Annotated in this window: 17 protein-coding genes; 2 read left to right on the top strand and 15 right to left on the bottom strand. The window is 56.7% G+C overall.

All coding sequences use genetic code 11. The annotated features are described in order from the left end of the window. The first annotated feature begins 142 nt into the window (after window positions 1-142). Window positions 143-1,333, top strand: coding sequence for an aspartate transaminase (gene aspC, locus LBF07_RS18785; protein WP_069303891.1), 1,191 nt, complete (start codon window positions 143-145; stop codon window positions 1,331-1,333). A gap of 48 nt (window positions 1,334-1,381) precedes the next feature. On the opposite strand, the gene LBF07_RS18780 is transcribed toward aspC, so the two are convergent. The 7 genes from LBF07_RS18780 to cmoM form a co-directional block, all read right to left on the bottom strand. After that, a complete protein-coding gene (locus tag LBF07_RS18780) occupies window positions 1,382-2,029 on the bottom strand; it encodes an MBL fold metallo-hydrolase (RefSeq protein WP_033145105.1) in 648 nt (215 codons plus the stop codon). Between the two features lie 20 nt (window positions 2,030-2,049). Then, a complete protein-coding gene (locus LBF07_RS18775; RefSeq protein WP_033145104.1) occupies window positions 2,050-2,601 on the bottom strand; it encodes a YcbK family protein in 552 nt (183 codons plus the stop codon). A gap of 174 nt (window positions 2,602-2,775) precedes the next feature. Next, window positions 2,776-4,599: a L,D-transpeptidase gene (ldtD, locus tag LBF07_RS18770; RefSeq protein WP_033145103.1), complete on the bottom strand. Its 1,824-nt coding sequence runs from the start codon at window positions 4,597-4,599 to the stop codon at window positions 2,776-2,778. A 178-nt stretch (window positions 4,600-4,777) separates the two neighbouring features. Beyond that, window positions 4,778-9,229: a chromosome partition protein MukB gene (gene mukB / locus LBF07_RS18765; RefSeq protein ID WP_094935416.1), complete on the bottom strand. Its 4,452-nt coding sequence runs from the start codon at window positions 9,227-9,229 to the stop codon at window positions 4,778-4,780. Next, window positions 9,229-9,933: a chromosome partition protein MukE gene (mukE, locus tag LBF07_RS18760; RefSeq protein WP_206462031.1), complete on the bottom strand. Its 705-nt coding sequence runs from the start codon at window positions 9,931-9,933 to the stop codon at window positions 9,229-9,231. The genes mukB and mukE overlap by 1 nt, the downstream gene beginning before the upstream one ends. Beyond that, window positions 9,914-11,236 (bottom strand): chromosome partition protein MukF, encoded by a 1,323-nt coding sequence (mukF, locus tag LBF07_RS18755; protein ID WP_033145101.1) that lies wholly within the window; start codon window positions 11,234-11,236, stop codon window positions 9,914-9,916. Before mukF ends, mukE begins: the two co-directional genes overlap by 20 nt. 3 nt (window positions 11,237-11,239) lie before the next feature. Next, window positions 11,240-12,019, bottom strand: coding sequence for a tRNA uridine 5-oxyacetic acid(34) methyltransferase CmoM (cmoM, locus tag LBF07_RS18750; RefSeq protein WP_023311004.1), 780 nt, complete (start codon window positions 12,017-12,019; stop codon window positions 11,240-11,242). A gap of 123 nt (window positions 12,020-12,142) precedes the next feature. On the opposite strand from cmoM, the gene elyC reads away from it, so the two are divergent. Beyond that, the gene (elyC, locus tag LBF07_RS18745) at window positions 12,143-12,922 is read left to right on the top strand and encodes an envelope biogenesis factor ElyC (RefSeq protein WP_048979731.1); all 780 of its coding nucleotides are present in this window, start codon (window positions 12,143-12,145) and stop codon (window positions 12,920-12,922) included. On the opposite strand, the gene LBF07_RS18740 is transcribed toward elyC, so the two are convergent. The 8 genes from LBF07_RS18740 to ihfB all read right to left on the bottom strand — a co-directional run bounded on the left by LBF07_RS18740 (window position 12,899) and on the right by ihfB (window position 21,699). Further along, entirely contained in the window at window positions 12,899-13,792 is an 894-nt protein-coding gene (locus LBF07_RS18740) for a YcbJ family phosphotransferase (protein WP_094935414.1), read from the bottom strand. The genes elyC and LBF07_RS18740 overlap by 24 nt on opposite strands. 142 nt (window positions 13,793-13,934) lie before the next feature. Beyond that, window positions 13,935-14,681, bottom strand: coding sequence for a 3-deoxy-manno-octulosonate cytidylyltransferase (gene kdsB / locus LBF07_RS18735; protein WP_023311001.1), 747 nt, complete (start codon window positions 14,679-14,681; stop codon window positions 13,935-13,937). Continuing rightward, entirely contained in the window at window positions 14,678-14,860 is a 183-nt protein-coding gene (gene ycaR / locus LBF07_RS18730; RefSeq protein WP_006174474.1) for a protein YcaR, read from the bottom strand. The genes kdsB and ycaR overlap by 4 nt, the downstream gene beginning before the upstream one ends. Before the next feature lie 45 nt (window positions 14,861-14,905). Next, the gene (locus tag LBF07_RS18725) at window positions 14,906-16,135 is read right to left on the bottom strand and encodes a winged helix-turn-helix domain-containing protein (protein WP_094935413.1); all 1,230 of its coding nucleotides are present in this window, start codon (window positions 16,133-16,135) and stop codon (window positions 14,906-14,908) included. Between the two features lie 44 nt (window positions 16,136-16,179). Continuing rightward, on the bottom strand, window positions 16,180-17,157 hold the full coding sequence (gene lpxK, locus LBF07_RS18720) for a tetraacyldisaccharide 4'-kinase (protein ID WP_094935412.1): 978 nt from the start codon (window positions 17,155-17,157) through the stop codon (window positions 16,180-16,182). Next, window positions 17,154-18,902, bottom strand: a complete 1,749-nt coding sequence (msbA, locus tag LBF07_RS18715; RefSeq protein WP_033145094.1) for a lipid A ABC transporter ATP-binding protein/permease MsbA — start codon at window positions 18,900-18,902, stop codon at window positions 17,154-17,156. The genes lpxK and msbA overlap by 4 nt, the downstream gene beginning before the upstream one ends. 36 nt (window positions 18,903-18,938) lie before the next feature. Continuing rightward, on the bottom strand, window positions 18,939-21,197 hold the full coding sequence (locus tag LBF07_RS18710) for a ComEC family protein (RefSeq protein WP_094935411.1): 2,259 nt from the start codon (window positions 21,195-21,197) through the stop codon (window positions 18,939-18,941). Between the two features lie 214 nt (window positions 21,198-21,411). After that, window positions 21,412-21,699 (bottom strand): integration host factor subunit beta, encoded by a 288-nt coding sequence (ihfB, locus tag LBF07_RS18705; RefSeq protein WP_008499965.1) that lies wholly within the window; start codon window positions 21,697-21,699, stop codon window positions 21,412-21,414. Window positions 21,700-21,797 lie beyond the last annotated feature (98 nt).

Genomic DNA, 21,797 nt, shown 5'->3' with positions numbered 1-21,797 from the left:
GCCCTGTTTTTTTATGCGTGACAGAAAATAATGGCGACTTTTGAAAAGCCGCACGCTTTTCGTCGCAAACGGTTGGCATTTTGTAAATCTACCGTTAACCTGATAGCGGATTTCACTTCTGTAATCACAATGGAACTTCGTCATGTTTGAGAACATTACCGCCGCTCCTGCCGACCCTATTCTGGGCCTGGCCGATCTGTTTCGTGCCGACGACCGCCCTGGCAAAATCAACCTGGGTATTGGTGTATATAAAGATGAAACCGGCAAAACTCCGGTACTGACCAGCGTTAAGAAAGCTGAGCAGTATCTGCTGGAAAACGAAACCACCAAAAACTACCTCGGTATTGATGGTATCCCTGAGTTTGGTCGCTGCACCCAGGAGCTGCTGTTCGGTAAAGGCAGCGCAATTGTGAGTGACAAACGTGCCCGTACAGCACAGACCCCAGGCGGTACCGGTGCGCTGCGCGTAGCGGCGGATTTCCTTGCGAAAAACACCTCTGTTAAGCGCGTATGGGTGAGCAACCCAAGCTGGCCGAACCACAAGAGCGTGTTTAACTCTGCGGGTCTGGAAGTGCGTGAATATGCATACTACGACGCGGCAAACCACTCTCTCGACTTTGACGGCCTGCTGGCGAGCCTGAGCGAAGCGCAGGCAGGTGACGTGGTTCTGTTCCACGGCTGCTGCCACAACCCAACCGGTATCGATCCGACGCTTGAGCAGTGGCAACACCTGGCGAAGCTGTCCGTTGAAAAAGGCTGGCTGCCGCTGTTTGACTTTGCCTACCAGGGCTTTGCCCGTGGTCTGGAAGAAGATGCCGAAGGCCTGCGTGCGTTCGCAGCCGTTCACCAGGAGCTGATTGTCGCAAGCTCGTATTCCAAGAACTTCGGTCTGTACAATGAGCGCGTGGGTGCCTGTACGCTGGTTGCCGCTAACGAAGAGACCGTCGATCGTGCGTTCAGCCAGATGAAATCGGTTATCCGCGCTAACTACTCTAACCCACCGGCACACGGTGCGTCTGTTGTTGCCACTATCCTGAGCAACGATGCGCTGCGCGCTATCTGGGAACAAGAGCTGAACGATATGCGTCAACGTATTCAGCGCATGCGCCTGCTGTTTGTGAACACACTGGTTGAGAAAGGCGCGGACCGCGACTTCAGCTTTATTATCAAACAGAACGGCATGTTCTCGTTCAGCGGCCTGACCAAAGAGCAGGTTCTGCGTCTGCGTGAAGAGTTTGGCGTGTACGCCGTGGCCTCTGGCCGCGTGAACGTTGCTGGCATGACGCCTGACAACATGGCGCCACTGTGCGAAGCGATTGTCGCCGTACTGTAATTTGCGTCCATAAAAAAGCCTGCGTTATGCAGGCTTTTTTTATTCTGGTTACCAGACAGGCATCTCATCCTGAAGGAACGGATTATGGAGCCGTTCGTAGCCCAGCGTCGACATCGGACCGTGTCCAGGGATAAACGTAACGTCATCGCCCAGCGGCAATAACTTTTGCTTAATCGACTGAATCAGCTGCCCGTGATCGCCGCGCGGAAAATCGCTGCGTCCTACGCCACCTTTGAAGATCACATCGCCGGAAATCAGCAAACGGGACTGGTCATCAAAGAAGACGATATGGCCTGGCGTATGCCCAGGACAATGCAACACCTGTAAAGTCACATTCCCTACGTTAACGCGCTCTCCTTCGTTCAGCCAGCGATCGGGCGTCAGGGGCTGACACTCATCAAGGCCAAACATGCGGCTTTGGGCGGGTAACCCCTGCAGCCAGAACTCATCTTCTTTTTCCGGACCGACGATCGGCACACCGTAGTGTTTAGCGAGTTCAGCCGCTGCACCCACATGGTCGAGGTGACCGTGCGTCAGTAAAATCTGCATGAGCGTCACGCCGCTGTCGGCGACTTCCTGCTTGATTTTCTCAGCGTCACCGCCGGGATCGACAAGCGCGGCCAGTTTAGTCTGTTCGCACCAGATCAATGAACAATTCTGGGAGAACGCGGTAACCGGAATAATACGATAGTTCATACTGCTCCTGTGTTTCGTTATTACCAGTGCCGAACCGGACCGGTATCAATATGCACAAAGTTGCTGCTGGGGTAATATCCTACACCACCTGCGCGCATAGATAACGCGGCTTTGCGAATATTGGCTAACGAAACGCCTTCAATATGGAAATCCATTGCCTGTCCCTTCGTGTGATAGCTTTTTTTGGCTACCCCGCGACTGTGGGCGCGCAGTTCATTATTGGTATCAATCGAACGATAGCCAGAAATGAGCTGCACCGGCCTGCTGGTGCCCAGCAGGCCCTGAAGGCGGAAAATCTGATCAAACAGTCCTGGATCGATGGCTTTTATTTTATTCGCGCGGAAATCACGGAAAAAATGGTTAAGTCTTGCTAATTCATCCTGAATATAGCCTCTGCCATCGAAAAACTCCGCTTTTAGCGACTCACCGGTATGCAGGTTGTTGAGCGTTAAAACTCGCGGACGAGGTGTCGAGAGGGTGGCAAATGCTGGCGTCGGCAAGATGGCCGCTGCGCCAAGCGCAACACCACCTAACGCCAGCAGTTTGCGGCGATTAGCGTCAAATTTGTCCATGATAATCAGGTCTACAGGTAAAAGAAATCGTAATATGCTTAGCGCACGAAGGGCACCTTAACTGGCAAAACCAGGTACGTCAAGGCGCCCAACCCCAGTGAATACGCGGCTTACAGCGATATTGCCCCCTATTCACCCTAACTTACGACAATCATTTTTCCCGAACTGCTTCATTTACCTGATTAATTGTTCCGCTTTTGGCAAAATTTGTGCGCCGGATCGCGCGGTGAGATCATAATTGTAAATATCTGTACGATACTGGGTACGCCCGTCCTCACCCACAAATGCCGTCAGATAGTAAAGATTGACCGGAATATTGTGGCGAATATTCACGTAACGCGTATCCCCCTGCTTCAGGGCATCCGAGATACGCGTATCGTTCCAGCCCGCATCCTGCAACAGCATATTGGCCAGCTCTGAAGCTTTGTTCACGCGCACACAGCCAGAACTCAGCGCGCGCGTATCTTTCTGGAACAGATTGTGGTTCGGCGTATCGTGCAGATAGATCGCTTCTGAACTCGGCATGTTGAATTTGTAGCGCCCTAAAGAGTTATGCGCTCCGGGAGCCTGCTGGAAGCGGAACGGCAGATTCGACGCTGTGATGGTCGACCAGTCGACCATATAAGGATCGATGGCCTCTTTACTGTTCCATCCACGCATCACCGTGTAGCCATGACGCTCCAGATAACCCGGATCGTTCCAGACTTTCGGCAGAATGTCTTTACGCGCCAGCGTCGGCGGTACGTTCCACGGCGGGTTAACCACCACGTTATTCAGCGCGCTGCTCATCATCGGTGTTTTACGATCCGGACGCCCGACAATCACGCGGGACGCCAGCACTTCGCTGCCGTTCTGGTAATAGACCAGGGAATACGCCGGGATGTTAACCATAATTCCGGTAGAGAGCGTTCCCGGCAGCAAGCGCAAACGCTGGATATTGAGCGCCAGCACCCCTGCCCGCTGCGCAGGCGATACGTTCAGCCAGTCGCGCGTCGTCTGGCCAATGACGCCATCGGCCCCCAGCCCCTGAGCGGCCTGGAACTGTTTAACGGCCGCAACCAGCTCGCGATCGTAAGCAGCGGGTTTGTTGCTCAGGGCAACGGCTTTCTTCTCTTTAACTGGCGCTGACGGGCTGACGGCGACGTTTTGTGGATCGTCACCCGGGAGAACAATCTTTGGCCCGCCGTCAAGAAGACCAGAACGCGTCAGGATCTCGCGCAGGGCAGGAACATCGCTGCTCCACTGCCCCGGACGCAGCGTCGCGGTGCCGCGCATCTGCGGCCATGGACGCGTGTCCCCCACCAGCGTGAGGAGCGACTGGTGCAGAGTGGCATAGTGTGGATGCGCCGGTGCCAGGCTGGCAATAAAGCGCGGCAGTTCGCCATTGTCCAGCGCGAGCTGCCACTGGTTAATCACCGACAGCGCCGGCGTCGCCAGCTTGTACGGCTTATCGCTGTACAGCCAACGGTTGCCGTTGACCGGAATACCCGCCACGAACTGCAGGTAGCCCATCATGGCATCGGAAAGCACCACGTCCCGCGCCTGCCCGGTGACGGCAGGATCGGTTAACAGCTCAACCCACTTTGTAAACTGCGGCTGAAACCCTGCAATCGCAACCTCTGCCAGCTGCTGCTGGAAGGCGCGCACGGCATCGCGATTTTCCCACATCGGTTTCATATCGCGGGCAGCATAGAGGAGCGTGAGCTGGTTGATATAGACAGGCGTGTAGCCTGACGGCAGCTCCGACTGCAGCTGCTGGCTGAGCGATTCCGCGTCGATGCCTTCCGGCAGCGGTTTAATTCCGGCCATGATAGCCGTCGCCGGAGACTGCTCCAGCGGCTGGGACAACGACGTTGGCTGCGCGCCTGTCGTTGCCGAGCTGTCAGTCGGCACAATTTCAGGCTCGTCGGCCTGGGCGGTTAACAGCGGAGCAAACATCACTGCCAGGCATAAACTCAGCGCAGACAGCTGACGACCACATTCTTTCTTTAGCAACATCCCTTGCCCCCTGTTATCACGACATGCCCATCACGCTGGGGCTTTCTTTCATTATAGGTAGACGGCTAAGCTGTTGCCTTACCTTATGTAAAGAAGTTTAAAGATAACGCAGCCCCAAGCACAAGTTAAGTTTAAAAAAAAAGCGGCGCCAGTGCGCCGCTTCGGGTCAGAAGACGCTTCAGGAAGCGTCCGCCGTGGTTTCCGGCAACGACTCCGGCGGCTGCGGCGCAAAGCCGCGCAGCCCCACAACGTGAACGTGTTCGCTGTTCTGGAACACCTTACGCACCAGTTTGTAGGTGGTGCCCTTCTCGGGGCTGATGTTCTCCGGCGCCGCGATAATGAGCTGCATATCGAGACGTTCGCAAAGCTCGAACAGCGTGGCAATCGAGCGGGCATCAAGTCGCGCCGCCTCATCCAGGAACAGCAGTCGGCATGGCGAGATATCTTTGCCGCGCAGGCGGCGCGCTTCATCTTCCCAGCTCTGTACGACCATCACCAGAATTGACATCCCGGTACCGATCGCTTCACCGGTAGAGAGCGCCCCGGATTCCGCACGCAGCCAGCCATCTGAGCCACGGTTTACCTCAACTTCCATTTCCAGGTAGTTACGGTAGTCCAGCAGCTCTTCACCGATGGTTTGTGGCGTACGCTGGCCCATATCAATCTGCGGGTTCAGGCGCTGATACAGCTTCGCCAGCGCTTCGGAGAAGGTCAGACGGTTGCTGTTGAACAGATCCTGATGCTGCTCGTGCTGCTCTGAGAGCACTTCCAGCAGCGTCGCGTGGGCCTCACGCACGTTGACGTTGAGGCGCACGCTGTTCACCTGGCCAAACGACACGCTCTGCAGACCCTGGTTCAGCTGGCGGATACGGTTCTGCTCGCGCTGAATGGTTTTACGAATAATGTTCGCCACGCTGCGGGAGCTGATCGCCAGCTTCTGTTCGCGGGAGGTCAGTTCTTCCGTCAGACGGCCCAGCTCGATTTCCATCTGTTCGATGGCTTCAACCGGATCGTCGGTACGGATGATGTCCTGACGAATACGCTCGCGCAGGTGCTGGTAAACCGCCACGAAGAACTGGATTTTACGTTCCGGACGCTTCGGATCCTCCGACATGCGCAGCACGTCGCGCAGGTGTTCGTTATCCGCCACCGCCAGACGCAGCGCACCCAACGCCTTATCCGACATGGAGCGCAGCTCATCGGCAGAGAGATACGCCAGCTCACGGCGGTGCAGACGACGCTCAACGTTATTGTCTTTCACCATGCGCATCACCGCGCACCAGCCCGCCTTGGCGGTCACGACCTGCTCGCGCATTTCGTGATAGTCGCGTTCCAGCTTGCGCAGGCGACGGGTCAGGTTATCCATTTCGGCTTCGCAGAAGGTCAGCGCTTTTTCCAGCTGATTACGACGCGCGCGGTTATTGCTGAGCTGCGAATGCAACTCGTCACGACGAATACGCGCGCGCTCTTCTGCCCCGCTGTCGGCACGAACGCCGATGTCCTGAAGCTCTTTCTGCAGATCGTTTAACAGCTCTTTCTTGGTGTCGAAGGAGCTTTTCAGCGAGGCCAGCACCTGGTTGTACTGGTTCAGCTGAGCGGAGTGGCTGCGCATTGCTTCGCGGGCGCGAGTACGTTCCGCTTCCGCCTGCTCGAGGCGCTGACGCAGTTTTTCGTTCAGATCGCTGTTACCGCTCAGCATTTCAGCCGAATCGGAGTAGCCAAAGTGGGCCCGACGCTGCACCACTTCCGTCAGGGCAAACGCCTGCTGGCGCGCTTCGCGCTGCACCTGCTGCGACCAAGCATAATCTTCTTTTAACTGCTCGAACTGTTCCGGGTCGCTCTGCAGGACAGACACGACGGGCTCCAGCTTCGCCAGCTGATTGCCGTGCTGCTGAACGAAACGCGCGGCTTCCTGCGCTTCATCCAGACGCTCCTGGATCTCATCCACACGGTCAGCCAGCGTGTCATCCGCCAGCAGATTCAGGCGCGGCAGAATGCGGTTAAGGGCAGCGACGCCCTCTTTCGCCTGTTCAAACTGAACGCGACTCTGCTGGTTATCGCTTTCATGGCTGGCAATCGCACGTTCCAGCTCGCCACGGCGGGTATTGAGCTTGCGGATTTCGGCTTCCGGATCCGCGTCAAACGCTACGGCGAGATGGCTGCCGATAAAACGGCTGAACGACTGGTGCAAACGCTGGGTTTTCTGCACGTCAAACGACAGGGTCGCAAAACGTTCAGACAGCGTTTCACGCTCGGCGTGCAGGCTCTCGATGCGGCTTTCGCGCGCGGCGCGGCCAAACAGCGGCAGCTCCGGGAAGCGGGAATAACGCCACTGACGGTCGGCAATTTTCACCACCACCGCTTTTTCCAGCTCGTCGACGCTGAATACGCTGTCATCGAACGACTGCGGATCCCCTTCGATCAGGTAGAGATCTTCCGGGCAATCTTCCAGGCCGGCAAGCTGATCAGAAATCAGCGACAGATCCGGGACCACAATCGCGTTGCGGGATGGACCGTACAGCGCGGAGAAGTACGGGGCATCGTCCAGGCCAACGTCGTCATAAATCTCGGACAGCAGCACGCCGCCAAAACGCTCGGCTAATGCATTCAGGCGCGGATCTTCTGACCCGCCCGGCTGGCTTAAGCGCTCAATTTCTTCATCGACGTCGCGCTTGCGGGCGCCCACTTCGTCACGCTCAACGATGGCTTCACGTTCGCGCTCCAGCAGCTGCTGCAGGTATTCGGTCACTTCCTGACTGGATTCGAACTGCTCGCCGCACTGCTCGCTGAGCTGGTTCAGGCTGCTTTGAGCCGCCAGCCAGACCGGCGCACGCTCCAGGAGCGTCTTCGAACGGGACTGAATCTGCTCCAGCTCCTGACGCAGGGTCATACGCTGTTCGCTGGCGTTTGATACGGTATCGGACAGGGCCGCAATACGCGCTTCCAGCTCCTGATGCAGGGCCTCAAGCTCGTCGAAATCGTAATTTTTTCCCTGACGCTTGCAGAATTCCGCCAGCAGACGCTCGGCTTCCTGCTGCTCGCGCAGGCGCTGCTCCAGTTCGTTCAGACGCATACGCAGCGGCTGAACCTGCTCGGCCAGATGGCGCTGGTTCACACCGTCGCGCAGCAGTTCACGGGCAACGTCCCAGGCTTCGCTACGCGCCAGCGGGCCGTTAATAGCAACTACCAGCTGATAAGCCTGCTCAAACTGGCTGTGCGCCGTTTGCGCGACGCTCATTTTCTGTTCAAGGGAGAGCAGTTTCTCGGTGGCTTCCTGCTCTTTGGCCTGGAAGGTATCCAGCCATTCGTCGGCGCTGTCCGGCGTAAGGTCAGGCAGATGGCACAGCTCTTTCGCACGCTGTAATGCCTGCAGTGCCTGGGTGTACTGAATCGCTCGCGTTTGCTGCACGTCCAGCGCCTGCTGGTAATCGGCAAGCTGGCTTTTCAGCTCATCCACTTCCAGCTCGGCCGCTTCGGCGCGGGCTTCGTTCTCTTCCTGCATGTCGGCGGCTTCGGCCACCACTTCATTTTGCTCTTCGAGACGAATCTGAAGCTCATCGAGGTCCGCTTCATAGCGCTCGATTTTTTCCTGCTGACGCAGCGCGGTCTGCACCAGGTTCAGATGATCGCTGGCGGCCTGATAATCGGCTTCCAGGTCGCCTTCAGCACCGTTGTGCTCGCCCAGCTCGCGCGCCATTTCAACGTGCTTGTACTGCTCCGCTACCAGCTGTTTACGGGAGGTAAACAGCTCGCGACGGTATTCTAATGCCTGATCGAGATGCACGCGGCGCTCGTTGGCGTGGCGCATGTAGTCCGCCGCCACGTAGTTGGTGGCTTCGCTGATCAGGTGTTTAAACAGGTCGCGGTCAGACTGGGTAACGCGAATCGCTTCCAGCGTCATGCGGTTTTCGCGCAGCGCCGCTTCCATATCCTGGAAGGCCTTACGCACGCCGCTGTTTTCCGGCAGCAGGTAGTCGCGCAGGGAGCGGGTAATCGCGCTGGAGATACCGCCGTACAGAGACGCTTCAATCAGGCGGTAGTATTTGCTGCGGTCTGATGCGGTGCGCAGACGACGCGCCACCACGCCCAGATCGAACATCAGCGAGTGGTAGTCGGTAATCGAGTTGAACTGCTTGAACTGTACGCCTTCGATGGCTTCAAGCTTGTCTTTCAGCTCCTGCAGCGTCAGCACGCGCGCCTGGCGTTCGTTCAGGGTTTCCGTCAGCAGCGCCGTCGGCTGCACGGAGGTCGGCAGCCCCTGGATCGCAAACGGCTTGATATCCACTTTACGGTCGCGACCGGCGACCTGCTGCAGGCGCACGCCCACCACAACGCGCTGATGACGGGAGTTAATGACGTCCAGAACCGAATAACAGACACCGGCCTTCAGCTTACCGTGCAGACCTTTATCACGGGAGCCGCTTGTGGCTCCCGCTTCGGTGGTGTTACGGAAGTGAAGCAGCGTCAGATCGGGGATCAGCGCCGTAACAAAGGCCGCCATGGTGGTGGATTTACCCGCACCGTTACCGCCGGAGAGCGTCGTGACCAGCTCATCCAGATCGAACGTTCGGGCAAAGAAGCCGTTCCAGTTAATCAGCGTCAGTGAGCGAAATTTACCGCGTTCAATCATTACTCTTCCTCCCCGCTATCCGGCAGATTCTCTTCATGCTCGTCATTGAGCTGCAAATGGTTTTCCACCGGCATCGCTTCACCGTCGCGGATCATGCGGAGCTGCGCTTCACGCGCGTCATCGCCCGCGCGCACGTCGGCGCCGAAGCGGAAGACAGATTCCGTAATGCGGAATTTGCTGCTGTCGTGGCCCATAAACCAGACCATCCCCAGACGGCGCAGACGGTTCAGGGAAGAGCGAACTTTTTCCTGTAATTTCTGACGGTCAAGATCCGACCCCGTGGAGCGGTTGTTCACCAGCTTCAGCAGCTTGCTCTCATCTGCCAGCGTCAACAGCTCGTCGTAAAGTTCCTGCTGGGTGAAGATCCCTTCATTCGCCAGACGTTCCGGGCTGAGGTAGAGGTAGCAAAGAATTTTGCCGACCATCATATCCAGCTCAGAGAGCACGGAACGCGGAATCAGCGTCTTGGAGCGCGGGCGCAGGTAGAAAAACCCTTCCGGCGCGCGGATAAGCTCCACGTTGTAGCGCGCGTAAAACTCTTCCAGGTACTCCTGGAAGTCCATCATAAAGGCGTGATTATCCAGCTCGTCTAATCCAATGTGACGACCGGCACGCAGCTGGCTGTCCAGCGCCGGAAATAACGGATTCGCCAGCGCCTGTGCCAGCTTAACTGGCATCACTTGTTCAATATTTGTCAATGACATGCGCCTGTACCTTGGCTCCGTAATCGTTGATTGGCTGCCACTTCGGCGGCAGGCCGGTAAAATCTGCTTGCGCAACGCCCAGGCGCACCGCCTGGTCTACCACAATGCGGGCAATGTCAAAGTGGCGCGCGCGTGGATATTGCGCCAGATAGTCGCGCACCACGAGCCCAAGATCCAGCGGCACTTGTCTGGTTTTGTAGACAGCGAGCTGTTCTTCAATCATCGCCGCAAGCTGCTCGCGAATTTCGTTAAATTCTTCGTATTCCAGATCCGGCGGCAGTTCACCGGTCACCTCTTCATCGCGCAGCGCCATCTCTTCGTCGCGCATATCCAGCAGACGATCGGCATTGGCGTAGGTCAGCGCCCATGGCGCATCGAAATAGGTCTGCACCGACTGACGCAGACGCTGAGCAAAGACGCGGTTTTTATCCATATCAATCGCGGTACGGATAAATTTATGCACATGTCGGTCATAGCCGATCCACAGGTCGATCGACTGCTGGCCCCAGCTGATAATGCGATCGAGTTTGCTCTGCAGATCGAACACCAGGCGGTCGACAAAATGCAGATCGTCGTGTGCCAGCGTCGCATCCTGGATGCGTAGCAGGTTAGCCTGCAGCTTGTCCCCTGCGGCTTCCAGCGTATCCTGGAGCTCACGCAGCGTGCCGGAGGTTTCTGACAGCAGAAGTTCACAGCTGGAGATGGCCGCTCGCCAGTCTTTATTAAGCAGCTGGGCGATATCGTCTTTCACCTGCTGCTGCTGTTCGTCCATCAGGCGCTGGGTGAGATCGATACTGTCGAAAATCTCGGCCACCGAATATTTCAGCGGCGCGTAGACGTTACGGTGCCAGTGGAATTCGTCACCGTTTTCATCCGCCGCGTCGGCGGCGCGCTTAAGCTCACCCGCCACGATCGAGAGCTGCATGGAAAGACGCAGCGTAGAAAATTCACGCTGGCGAATATAGTAATCGGTGATGCCGATGCCCAGCGGCGTCAGGCGATAGATGGCGTTTCCTTCCGCCTGCTCGCTGGTAAAGCGGTTCAGCAGACGTTGACGCACCATATCGTTGATTGCGTTGTTAGCACGCACGCTAATGGTTTCGCTGGTTTGCTCAAACGCATCACTGACATGGCGGAACGCATCCACCAGTTCACCCTCGCTCATTTCACCGTCCAGCCGTTCGCCGTTCAGCGTGGCAACCGCCAGCAGGAAAGAGAGTCTGTCTACCGGCAGCGAGATGGAGAAATCGTTTTTCCTGGCCCAGGCAACCAGTTCGGGGACTGTCTGGGAAAATTCACTCATAGGTTATCCTTGCATCTGCGGCTTGTGCGCGGTGACGTGAATATAGCGGCCAAGGCTGATAAAAGGCTCCTGACGGCAATACCGCGTTTCTAATTCTGTTAAGGTGTCAAAACAGTCACGCTGTTTGTGTTTTTCACGCAGATAATCATGAAACACCCTGACGCCCGTCTTCCCGACGATCTGCCAGCCAATCGCTTCCAGCCAGCCATAAACCTGCTGTGGATCGCGCGGATAGTCCGGGGAAAGCGTGCGCTTTTTCTTTTTGGGCATCCCGACCTGCACATAGTCGAAGTTTCCTGCAACCATGTTGTGCATCAGGAAGCCGTTAGCATTGTAGAACATCAGCGACAGCGTGCCGCCCGGGCGCAACATAGACCACAGGGTTTGTAACACGCTTTGCGGATCGGCAACCCACTCCAGCACCGCATGAAACAATATCAGATCAACCTGTGTTTCCAAATGCTGTGCGATGTCCTGAGCGGCGCATTGTATAAAATGCATGTTGTCGCTCACACCTTTCTCTTCTGCAGCACGCGTCGCGCGGGCGACCATTTCAGCAGAAAGATCGCAAAGCGTGACGTGATGACCGCGCTCGGCCATTTTTATCGCCGTCTGCCCTTCACCGCCACCGGCGTCCAGCACGCGCAACGTTTGACCACCAAAGGTAGCCAGAATGGTGTCCAGATCCTGCCAGAGGATCGTCTGACGGAGCTGACCTTTCGTGGTGCCATAAATGTTGCGCGAAAACTTTTCCGCGATGTCATCAAAATTGCGATCCCGCATTGGGAAGTTCCACTCGCTAACTGCAAAACCGCTATTTTGTCACACCCGCGCGGAGAATGAACCTCTCTGGTGTAATATCACGGGTAATCACCTGCTATATGGTCAAAAAAGGAACCAAAAAGGATGCTTTTTACCCTTAAGAAATACATTGGAGGGATGATGCTTCCCCTTCCGCTGCTGCTCATCACCATCGCGCTGGGGCTGGCGCTGGTGTGGTTCAGTCGCTTTCAGAAGAGTGGCAAAACGCTTATCTCGCTCGGCTGGTTTGTCCTGCTGCTGTTGAGCCTGCAGCCGGTCGCGGATGGTCTGTTACGCCCCATCGAAAACACGTACCCAACATGGCAGGGAAATCAGAAAGTGGCGTACATCGTGGTGCTGGGCGGCGGATATACCTGGGATCCTGACTGGGCGCCCAGTTCAAACCTGATCAACAACAGCCTGCCACGGCTAAACGAAGGCATTCGCCTCTGGCTGGCGAACCCGGGATCAAAAATGATCTTCACCGGCGCGGCAGCCAAAACGAACCCGGTGAGTACGGCTGAAGCGGGCGCCAGGGTCGCAGAATCCCTCGGCGTGCCGCGTTCCTCGATTATCACCCTGGACAGCCCAAAAGACACCGAAGAAGAGGCTGCCGCAGTGAAGCAGGCAATTGGCGATGTCCCGTTCTTACTGGTGACCTCCGCCTCACACCTGCCCCGCGCGATGATTTTCTTCCAGAAGCAAGGCCTGCACCCGCTGCCCGCACCGGCAAACCAGATGGCCATCGACGCGCCGCTTAACCCGTGGGAACGGGCGATCCCATCCCCGGCCTGGCTGATGCATAGCGATCGCGTCGGTTATGAGACGCTCGGGCGCCTCTGGCAGTGGCTGAAAGGATCGTCAGGCGAGCCAGGGCAGGAGTGATTTTGTTGCCAGGTCGAAATTTGCGCGATTAAAACGTCCGGTATTAACCAACTGCGCGACTTCGTCCCAGAGCAGGTAAAGCCAGCGCCGCCAGAGAAACGCTTCTGCAACGGGTGCGCGTTGAAGGTAGTGCCACAGTAGACCTTCCGCCGCCCCGCTGTCGCTGAGCCTGAACAGCTCGTATTCGCGCGGAGCCCAGAGCATGATCCCCGGCCCAAGCATCGCCAGAAGCTGATCGCTGCGGGAGTCCTTGAGCATGCTGCGCAGGGTGAAATTACCGTGAATCAGCACGCAGTTGTCATTAAAACCGTCGAATAGCGCCGGTAAGCACTCGCGGGTGCGAAACAGAATACGTTTGTCCTGCATGGTTAAACCGGTATTGCTGAACTGGTTAAGCGTTCCCCACAGCACTTCCACCCGCTGGCGATACCACAGCGGCCACAGGTTTTCCTGAGTGCTGTCGACCGGACCGACAAGCCCTCGGCTATCCTGACGGTGCCAGGCCAGTAGCGCCTCGACAATCTGGTCTTTTAACTGCTCCCGGCGTTCCGGCGTGCGCGCGGGCGCTTCAACGGGCACGCCGCGTAAACGCTCAATCAGCAGCACGTCCGGGCCGGGGTGTTCCTCGTGGGTCATCACGCCGTACACCGTCGGCATACGGACGGTTCCCTCCCGCGCCAGCATCGACATTTTCCATGCCAGCTGCCTGGCAACGCCCGGCGAGGTGAAACTTCTGGCCATCAGCGGCATTGGGTTGCCCTGACTGTCATACAACGACCAAAGCGCGGTATCGGCCTTTTCACTCACGCATTCGACCCGGCTTAATTTCTCACCCAGCAGATGGCTAAGTTCGGCACGCAGCTGTTCCATATGAGATTACCCCCATTAAGACTACTGCTTTTATAATGAGCGTCCTGAAGGGAGATGTCACCCGGAAGAGAACAATTAGGAAAAAGAAAGAGGAATTATCGAGGGAGAGAACATCCCTCCGACAGGAGGGATGCAGGCGATATTAGCGCAACTCGGCGCGAACGCGCTCAAGATCTTCCGGCGTATCAACGCCCGTTCCAGGCACTTCGCTGGCAACGGCAACGTGAATTTTTTCGCCGTACCAGAGCACGCGAAGCTGCTCCAGCATTTCGATATGCTCCAGCGGACTCGGCGCCCAGGTAACATATCGACGAATAAAACCGGCGCGATAGCCGTAGATCCCGATATGACGCAGGAAAGTATCACCGATTGTCTCTTTAGAGAGCGCAAAGCGATCGCGATCCCACGGGATCGTGGCGCGTGAGAAATAGAGCGCATAGCCTTCGGCATCCATGACCACCTTCACCGCATTGGGATTGAATGCCTCTTCAGCGTGGTGAATGGGTACCGCGAGCGTCGCCATACCGACCTGACGCTGAGCCAGGTTTTCTGCCACCTGACGGATAATCACCGCCGGGATCATCGGCTCGTCGCCCTGCACGTTAACGATGACCGTATCATCACTGAAGCCACATTTTTCAACCACTTCCGCCAGACGCTCGGTGCCGGACTGGTGATCGGCGCGGGTCATGCACACCTCACCGCCAGCCGCCTCAACCGCACGGGCAACGTCAGGATGATCAGTAGCAACAATCACGCGATCGGCACCGGATTCACGCGCACGCTCAAGGACATGCACAATCATCGGCTTGCCGTTGATATCCACCAGCGGTTTACCCGGAAGACGCGTTGAGGCATAACGCGCAGGAATAATGACAACAAAACTCATGGTTTGCTCTCTTCTGCCACCAGGGAACGAGCTTCATTTTCCAGCAGCACCGGAATGCCGTCACGCAGCGGGAAAGCCAGGCTGTCCAGCTTGCAAATCAGCTCCTGTTTGTCCTGGCTGTAGTAGAGTTTGCCGTTGCAAACCGGGCAGGCAATAATTTCAAGTAAACGGTGATCCATAGTTCCTCCGTATGGGTAATCGCTAAAGCTTAACACATTCCCTTTTCAGGGAGTGCCTGTTTCCCAGCCACTTCGACAGGATGTAAACAGTCCGTCGGGCACCCGGCCCAGCGTCACGTCGCGGGCACCCTGCCAGCGCGCGAATTCGCTAATGGCGGACGTTAACCCTTTTTCCAGGCTCGCCGTCACCCTGACGCCCTCTTCCAGATAAAGCGCAATGATTTCAAGCGTGCCGGTCTTGCGGTGCATTTTGGCGTCCATACGCCCGACCAGTTGCCCCTTATGCAGCAGCGGGAGAACAAAGTAACCATACTGGCGCTTTGGCGCTGGGGTATAACATTCCAGCCGGTAGCTAAAATCGAACAGCTGCTCGGCGCGTTTTCTGTCCCAGACGACCGGGTCGAAAGGCGACAACACCGCACTGTGGGTTGCCTGAAGTTTCCCCTCCTGGGCCAGAGGCAGTAGCGGGAGGAGATCCGCATGCAGCCACATTTCGCCCAGCGTTTCCACCGTGACGGGGATGATGCGCTGTTCGCGTTGCCAGATATCCAGCAGCGGTTTCAGCGCGGGCTGGCGAAGGCGATAATAATCAGCCAGCCATTGCGGGCGGAAAATTCCCAGGCTGCGGGCGCTGTTTTCGAGCATGATAGCCTCGGCCGCCTCCTGGGTAAGCAGGTCACGCTCGTCGTCCCAGTGCGGCATCACGCGATGCGTCAGGTCGTAGACGCGCTGAAAATTACGCCGCTCAATCACCATGACTTTGCCAGAGGTAAACAGCCCTTCGAGATGACGTTTATGCGGCTTCCACTCCCACCAGCCGCTGGTGCCTTTGCGCGGGTGTTCAAAATCGGCGGAGCGTACGGGACCGTTTTCCTGAATATGCGCGATAAGCTGCTCAATTTCGGCAGCATGTTCCAGCATCCACGCCTGACGGTATTTCCAGCCCATCTTTTGAGGGGCAAGCATACGGTGGCGAACCAGGGCAAAATCGCTGCGGGGCAGGAAGCAGGCTTCGTGCGCCCAGTACTCCATTAACTCCCCCTTGCTGAGCGCCTCATCCAGCCACTGCGAAGGATAATTTCCCAGACGGCTAAACAGCACCAGGTAAGGGCTACGGGCCACAATGTTAATGGTGTCAATTTGAAGCAGCGACATGCGCTGGACGGTCGAGAGAATATCGGCAGGCTGCGCGCGGCGGCGGGGCTTTTTAAGCAGCCCCTGCGCGGTAAGGTGTAAATGACGTGCGGCTGAAAGCGAGAGTTGCGGTAAAGACATGCGTTATCCTGTCAGTCAAAGCGCCACCAGAACCGCGTAAGCGTTTATTTCACCAACGCAATCAGTTCCTTGAGCAAACGTTCCGGCTGCTCGCCGCTGAGTTCAGCGTCAACCGGCAGATACCACCAGTTTTCTTTCGCGAAGGCACGGCATTTCACCGCATCTTTTTCGGTCATGATCAGCGACTGCCCGGGTACGGTCAGGGCGTCGACCTGCCCTTCCACCAGCGCCTGGTGGTCGGCCAGCGGAACGCGTTTTTCCAGCCGGGCACCGCACTGTTCCAGCGTCGCGAAGAAGCGCGGCGGATGTCCAATCCCCGCCATCGCCACCGGTGAAGGCAACTCAGCAACCGACCGGCGTTCACCCGTCACCAGGTTGATCGCCAGGCCCGGCTGCAGGTACATCGGGATTTCACCCGCTTTTGCCTCACCGCCGTTCACAATCACCGCATCAACGGACTTAAGACGCGAAGCGCGTTCGCGCATAGGGCCGGCCGGCAGCCACCAGCCGTTACCGAAGCGGCGAACCCCGTCGATGACCACAATCTCTTTATCACGCGCCAGGGCGTAATGCTGCAGGCCATCGTCAGTGATAATAATTTGTACCGCGTGTTCGGCAAGCAGTGCCTGAACGGCGTCGCTGCGCACCGGGGAGACCGCAACCGGCGTGCCGGTGCGCTGGAAAATCAATACCGGCTCATCACCCGCTTCGGCAGTCGTGGTTTCCGCCGTCAGCAGCAGCGGATAACGCGCCGCTTTACCACCATATCCGCGCGATACCACCCCCGGGCGGATACCGCGTTTTTGCAATTGCTCCACCAGCCAGATCACTACCGGCGTTTTACCGTTGCCGCCCGCCGTAAGATTACCGACCACCACAACCGGAACCGGCGCGCGCCAGGCGCGCTTCAGCCCCAGACGGTAAAGCAGACGGATAATGCCGCTCACCAGGCCGTAGAGCCAGGAGAGCGGCAAAAGCAGGAGCCACAGCGGGGATTCACCGGACCAGATGCGTGCAATCATTCGCCAAACTGCATCTTATGAAGCTGGGCGTAAACGCCGCGGTGTTCCAGCAAATCAGCATGGCTTCCGCGTTCAACAATGATACCGTCCTCAACCACGACGATTTCGTCAGCCTGCTCGATAGTCGACAGACGGTGCGCAATCACCAGCGAGGTACGGTTCTTTTGCAGCTCATCCAGGGCAGACTGAATAGCGCGTTCAGATTCCGTATCCAGCGCGGAGGTCGCTTCGTCCAGAATCAGAATTGGGCTATCGCGCAGCAGCGCACGCGCAATGGCGATACGCTGACGCTGACCGCCGGAGAGCAGCACCCCGTTCTCACCGATTATCGTATCCAGACCGTTATCCATCTTGTTGATAAAGTCCATTGCGTAGGCCATACGCGCGGCATTCTCAATCTGCTCACGGCTGTATTCATCCGTGCGCGCATACGCAATGTTGTTTGCCACAGTATCGTTGAACAGGTGCACGTTCTGGGAAACCAGCGCCACCTGGTTACGCAGCGACTGCAGGGTATATTCCCGCAGGTCATGACCGTCCAGGAGGATCTCACCTTCGTTAATATCGTAGAAACGGGTGATCAGGCTGGCAATGGTCGATTTACCCGAGCCGGAACGGCCCACCAGCGCCACGGTTTTACCCGCCGGAATGGACAGGTTGATATTACGCAGCGCCGGCGTTTCACGTCCAGGATAGGCGAAAGTGACATTGCGGAATTCAACGTCACCACGGGCGCGCTCAATCTCGCGAGTACCTTCATCTTTTTCCTGTTCGGAATCCAGAATGCTGAACAGCGTCTGACAGGCGGCCATCCCGCGCTGGAACTGGGCGTTCACGTTCGTCAGGGATTTCAGCGGACGCATCAGGGCGATCATTGAGGAGAAGACCACGGTGATGGTACCCGCCGTCAGCGTCTCCATCACGCTAGGGAAACTTGCCGCATAGAGGACGAATGCCAGCGCCAGTGACGCAATCAGCTGAATAATCGGGTCAGAGATGGAAGAGGCCGAGACCATTTTCATCCCCTGCAGACGCATTTTATTGCTGACTTTATCAAAGCGTTTGGTTTCGACGTCCTGACCGCCAAAAATCAGAACTTCTTTATGCCCTTTCAGCATCTGTTCCGCGCTGGTCGTCACCTGCCCCATCGTGTTCTGCATATTCTTACTGATATTGCGGAAGCGCTTTGAGACGACGCGGATAGCAATAGAAACTATCGGTGCCAGAACGATAAGGATGATCGACAGCTGCCAGCTGTAATAGAACATCATCGCGAACAGGCCGATGATTGACGCGCCCTCACGCACAACGGTGATCAGCGCGCTTGAGGACGAGGAGGCAACCTGCTCTGAGTCGTAGGTAATACGGGACAGCAGCGTCCCGGTAGACTGCTTGTCAAAGAACGAGACCGGCATGCCCATCATGTGGCTGAACAGGCGACGGCGCATGGTCATCACCACTTTCCCTGATACCCAGGAAATACAGTAGCTGGAGATATAGCTGGTGATGCCGCGTAAGATCATCAGTCCGATAACCACCAGAGGCATCCATAGCAACACTGAGCGATCCGTTTTACCAAAACCGTCGTCCAGTAACGGTTTGAGAAGCGATAGCATAAAAGTATCGCTGGCTGCGTTGAGGATTAACGCTACTCCCGCCACGATCAGGCCTGTTTTAAAGGGCGCAATCATCGGCCAGAGTCGGCGGAAGGTTTGCCACGTGGAGAGATCTTTGTCGTTATGCATTCAAAAAACCAGCATTCGTTGAAATAGCCGCATATTCTACCCGTTATCGACGGGCTCGCCAAACCACTGATGATACCAAACGGGTAAAAATTGCTCTCGCAAGCGCCGGATTTGCCAGTGATGTTGCGAGAATGTCACCGATATTTGTCCAGAATGAGGGGTATCGTGCCAGATATACCCCTCTTTTCGATAACGTCGAACAACTTTTGCCGACGGGAATCGCCATGCGTTATAGCGGGCCGCTGAATCCAGGGCGATCTGACCTTCCACCCGCTGTACCAGCGGCAATGACGACGAAGTATTGCTGCCATGATGGGGCACCTGTATAAGCGTAGACGTCAGATAACGCCAGTAATGGCTAAGCATAGCCTGTTCCGCTTGCGCTTCAATGTCCCCCGTTAGCAGAACGCTCTGCTCACCGTCGTCCACCTTGACCACGCAGGAATGGTTGTTTCCCTGCGCCGGGTAATTTTCGGGGGGCCAATGGACGGTGAAGGAGAGTCCCTGCCATTTCCATCTCTGCCCGCGAAAACAGGGGCGATGCCCCGCCTGGCGCAATGGGCTTCTTACCCACGCGTCAGGCCACGCTTTTTGCAACGATGCGAGTCCTCCCGCATGGTCGAGGTGCTCATGACTGAGAATAACGCCTTCAGGCCGCAGGTGATGCCAGCGAAGCCACGGGATAATCAACCGCTGCGCGCTATCCCCGCCCGGCCAGGCGAGCCCGGTATCATAGAGAATGGCTTTCCCCTGCCGTTCAATGACCATCGCCAGCCCCTGACCCACATCCAGCATATGCAGCGTCCAGCTCTCGCTTTTTTCCGTTCGCCACAGAGGAAATGTCAGTAAGGCACTTCCTGCAAGACAAACGGCTGGAAGGGTTTTCCAGGCACGAAAGCGCCAGCCAATGATGATAAGCCAGGGCAGTAATGTCATGTACTGCCAGCGTTGGTCGACATTTTGCCAGCCGTCAGGCAGGCGCATGAGGAGCCAGAACAGCCCCGCAAGTGATTTATCGGCTGCGAACCAGACAACGCTTTCAGGTGCCGCCAACGGCAACAGATGAAGCAGCATACCGAGCAGAATCAGCGGCACGGAGACAAACGTCACCAGGGGAACGGCAAAGAGATTCGCGACCAGAGAAGAAATGCTGAAGCCGTGGAAAATCAGAACCTGTAACGGCATCATCAGCATGCCCACCTGCAGATAGATCAGGTTCAGCAGCGGCCGTAGATGTCGTGCCCTGCGCCAGCCAGGAAGAGGCATCCACTGAAACCAGAAAATCAGCGCGGCGACGGCAAATGCAGATAAGAGCAGACTCTGCGAGAGTATGGCTAAGGGATCGCTTATCAGGATCGCCGCGATACAGCAGACCCACACCTGCCAGGGAGACCACTGACGGGCAGCGATCCGCAACATTGCAAGCACAGCAAGCGCGATGACCGTTCGTAGCGCAGGCGGTTGAAGACCGGTAAGCCAGCCGTAGAAAGCGGCAAAGCATAACCCGGCCAGAAGAGGCATTTGCCAGTGGATCCGGTGGCTGGGTAATAAAAACTGTAGCCCACGTCCGAGTAACCAGGCGAGGGATGCCGCCAGCGCGATATGCAGTCCCGAAATCGCCATCAGATGCAGCGTCCCGGTTTCGCGCATCAGGTCTTGTATTTCCCGGGGCATATCCAGACGTTCACCCATTCCCAGTCCGAGGATAACCGCCCCCCATCGGTAAGCAGAAAGGCGGTTTTGCAGTGACATGAGATATTGCGCTCGCAGGCTGCAGCGTCCATCAACGAGTTCCGCACGGGTGAAACGCCCGCTCAGCGTTTGGTGGCGGGCAAAAGCGCTGCGCTGAGAATCATAACCGCCGTCGTTCAGCTCGCCGTGGGCAGGCCTGAGCCTGAGCGTCATGGTCCAGCGCTGACCGGCACACGCTTTCTGTGGCAGATAATTGCCATACAGCGTTATGCCGGTAGAGGCCCACCAGCGCTTGCCATCAACGCTAAGAATGTTTCCCTGATGCTGCGTTGCGCCATCTGTGGCGGTGATCGCTACCTCAGCCTGCACGGCCCCCGTGGTTAAATGCTGCATCGACCAGACGCTCTCCTTCGCAGCCAAAATACCCCACACGCAAAATAACAGCGTGATACCCGCATACTTCAGTCGTACGTTTCGCCGTGCGGCCAGCACGATCCCGCCAACAATCATTATCCACACGGTATGACGTGATGGCAGTTCAGGTAACCAGAGTAACGGGGCTATCGCCAGAATGGCGCAGATACTAAGCGCGGGAATTCCCATTGCTACCTCCCTGTTTCAGAGGGGCAGTATGTAATCAGGTAGAAGGAATTGTCAGATGGTAAGAATGCGTTTTACAGCGCGCGCTGTGCTGTTTTTATCGGTTTGCAGAAAACGAAACGGAAAATGCGGGGTATCTTCAGAATGAAAGCGACAGAGACAAAAAAAGCACCCGCAGGTGCTTTCTTTCGAACCCAGTTTAACCGACTGGCTAAACTCAGTTACCGTAAATATTGGCGCGATCGCGCAGTTCTTTACCCGGCTTAAAGTGTGGAACGTACTTACCTTCCAGCTCGACTTTATCGCCAGTTTTCGGGTTACGCCCGGTACGTGGAGCACGATAGTGCAGAGAAAAACTACCGAAACCGCGGATTTCAATGCGCTCGCCCTGGGCAAGAGTGGAGGCCATATGCTCCAGCATCTCTTTTACGGCATCTTCCACTGCCTTGGCAGGGATATGCGGTTGCTGACTGGCAAGTCTTTCAATCAATTCTGACTTGGTCATGATTCCTCCGGTTCCTTTCAAACCAATTAGCTGAACAGCTCATTAAACAAGGGCGGCCGTAGCCGCCCTTTGTTATTGATTACAGGACGAATCCTGCA

Origin of the sequence: Enterobacter cloacae complex sp. ECL352 (assembly GCF_020149545.1) — a bacterium.
Classification (GTDB): Bacteria; Pseudomonadota; Gammaproteobacteria; order Enterobacterales; family Enterobacteriaceae; genus Enterobacter; species Enterobacter asburiae_B.
This window is presented reverse-complemented; position numbering and strand designations above follow the sequence as displayed.

Coding starts and splice junctions, on each gene's coding strand:
- aspC (WP_069303891.1), top strand. CDS start 143: ATGTTTGAGAACATTACCGCCGCTCCTGCCGACCCTATTCTGGGCCTG.
- LBF07_RS18780 (WP_033145105.1), bottom strand. CDS start 2,029: ATGAACTATCGTATTATTCCGGTTACCGCGTTCTCCCAGAATTGTTCA.
- LBF07_RS18775 (WP_033145104.1), bottom strand. CDS start 2,601: ATGGACAAATTTGACGCTAATCGCCGCAAACTGCTGGCGTTAGGTGGT.
- ldtD (WP_033145103.1), bottom strand. CDS start 4,599: ATGTTGCTAAAGAAAGAATGTGGTCGTCAGCTGTCTGCGCTGAGTTTA.
- mukB (WP_094935416.1), bottom strand. CDS start 9,229: ATGATTGAACGCGGTAAATTTCGCTCACTGACGCTGATTAACTGGAAC.
- mukE (WP_206462031.1), bottom strand. CDS start 9,933: ATGTCATTGACAAATATTGAACAAGTGATGCCAGTTAAGCTGGCACAG.
- mukF (WP_033145101.1), bottom strand. CDS start 11,236: ATGAGTGAATTTTCCCAGACAGTCCCCGAACTGGTTGCCTGGGCCAGG.
- cmoM (WP_023311004.1), bottom strand. CDS start 12,019: ATGCGGGATCGCAATTTTGATGACATCGCGGAAAAGTTTTCGCGCAAC.
- elyC (WP_048979731.1), top strand. CDS start 12,143: ATGCTTTTTACCCTTAAGAAATACATTGGAGGGATGATGCTTCCCCTT.
- LBF07_RS18740 (WP_094935414.1), bottom strand. CDS start 13,792: ATGGAACAGCTGCGTGCCGAACTTAGCCATCTGCTGGGTGAGAAATTA.
- kdsB (WP_023311001.1), bottom strand. CDS start 14,681: ATGAGTTTTGTTGTCATTATTCCTGCGCGTTATGCCTCAACGCGTCTT.
- ycaR (WP_006174474.1), bottom strand. CDS start 14,860: ATGGATCACCGTTTACTTGAAATTATTGCCTGCCCGGTTTGCAACGGC.
- LBF07_RS18725 (WP_094935413.1), bottom strand. CDS start 16,135: ATGTCTTTACCGCAACTCTCGCTTTCAGCCGCACGTCATTTACACCTT.
- lpxK (WP_094935412.1), bottom strand. CDS start 17,157: ATGATTGCACGCATCTGGTCCGGTGAATCCCCGCTGTGGCTCCTGCTT.
- msbA (WP_033145094.1), bottom strand. CDS start 18,902: ATGCATAACGACAAAGATCTCTCCACGTGGCAAACCTTCCGCCGACTC.
- LBF07_RS18710 (WP_094935411.1), bottom strand. CDS start 21,197: ATGGGAATTCCCGCGCTTAGTATCTGCGCCATTCTGGCGATAGCCCCG.
- ihfB (WP_008499965.1), bottom strand. CDS start 21,699: ATGACCAAGTCAGAATTGATTGAAAGACTTGCCAGTCAGCAACCGCAT.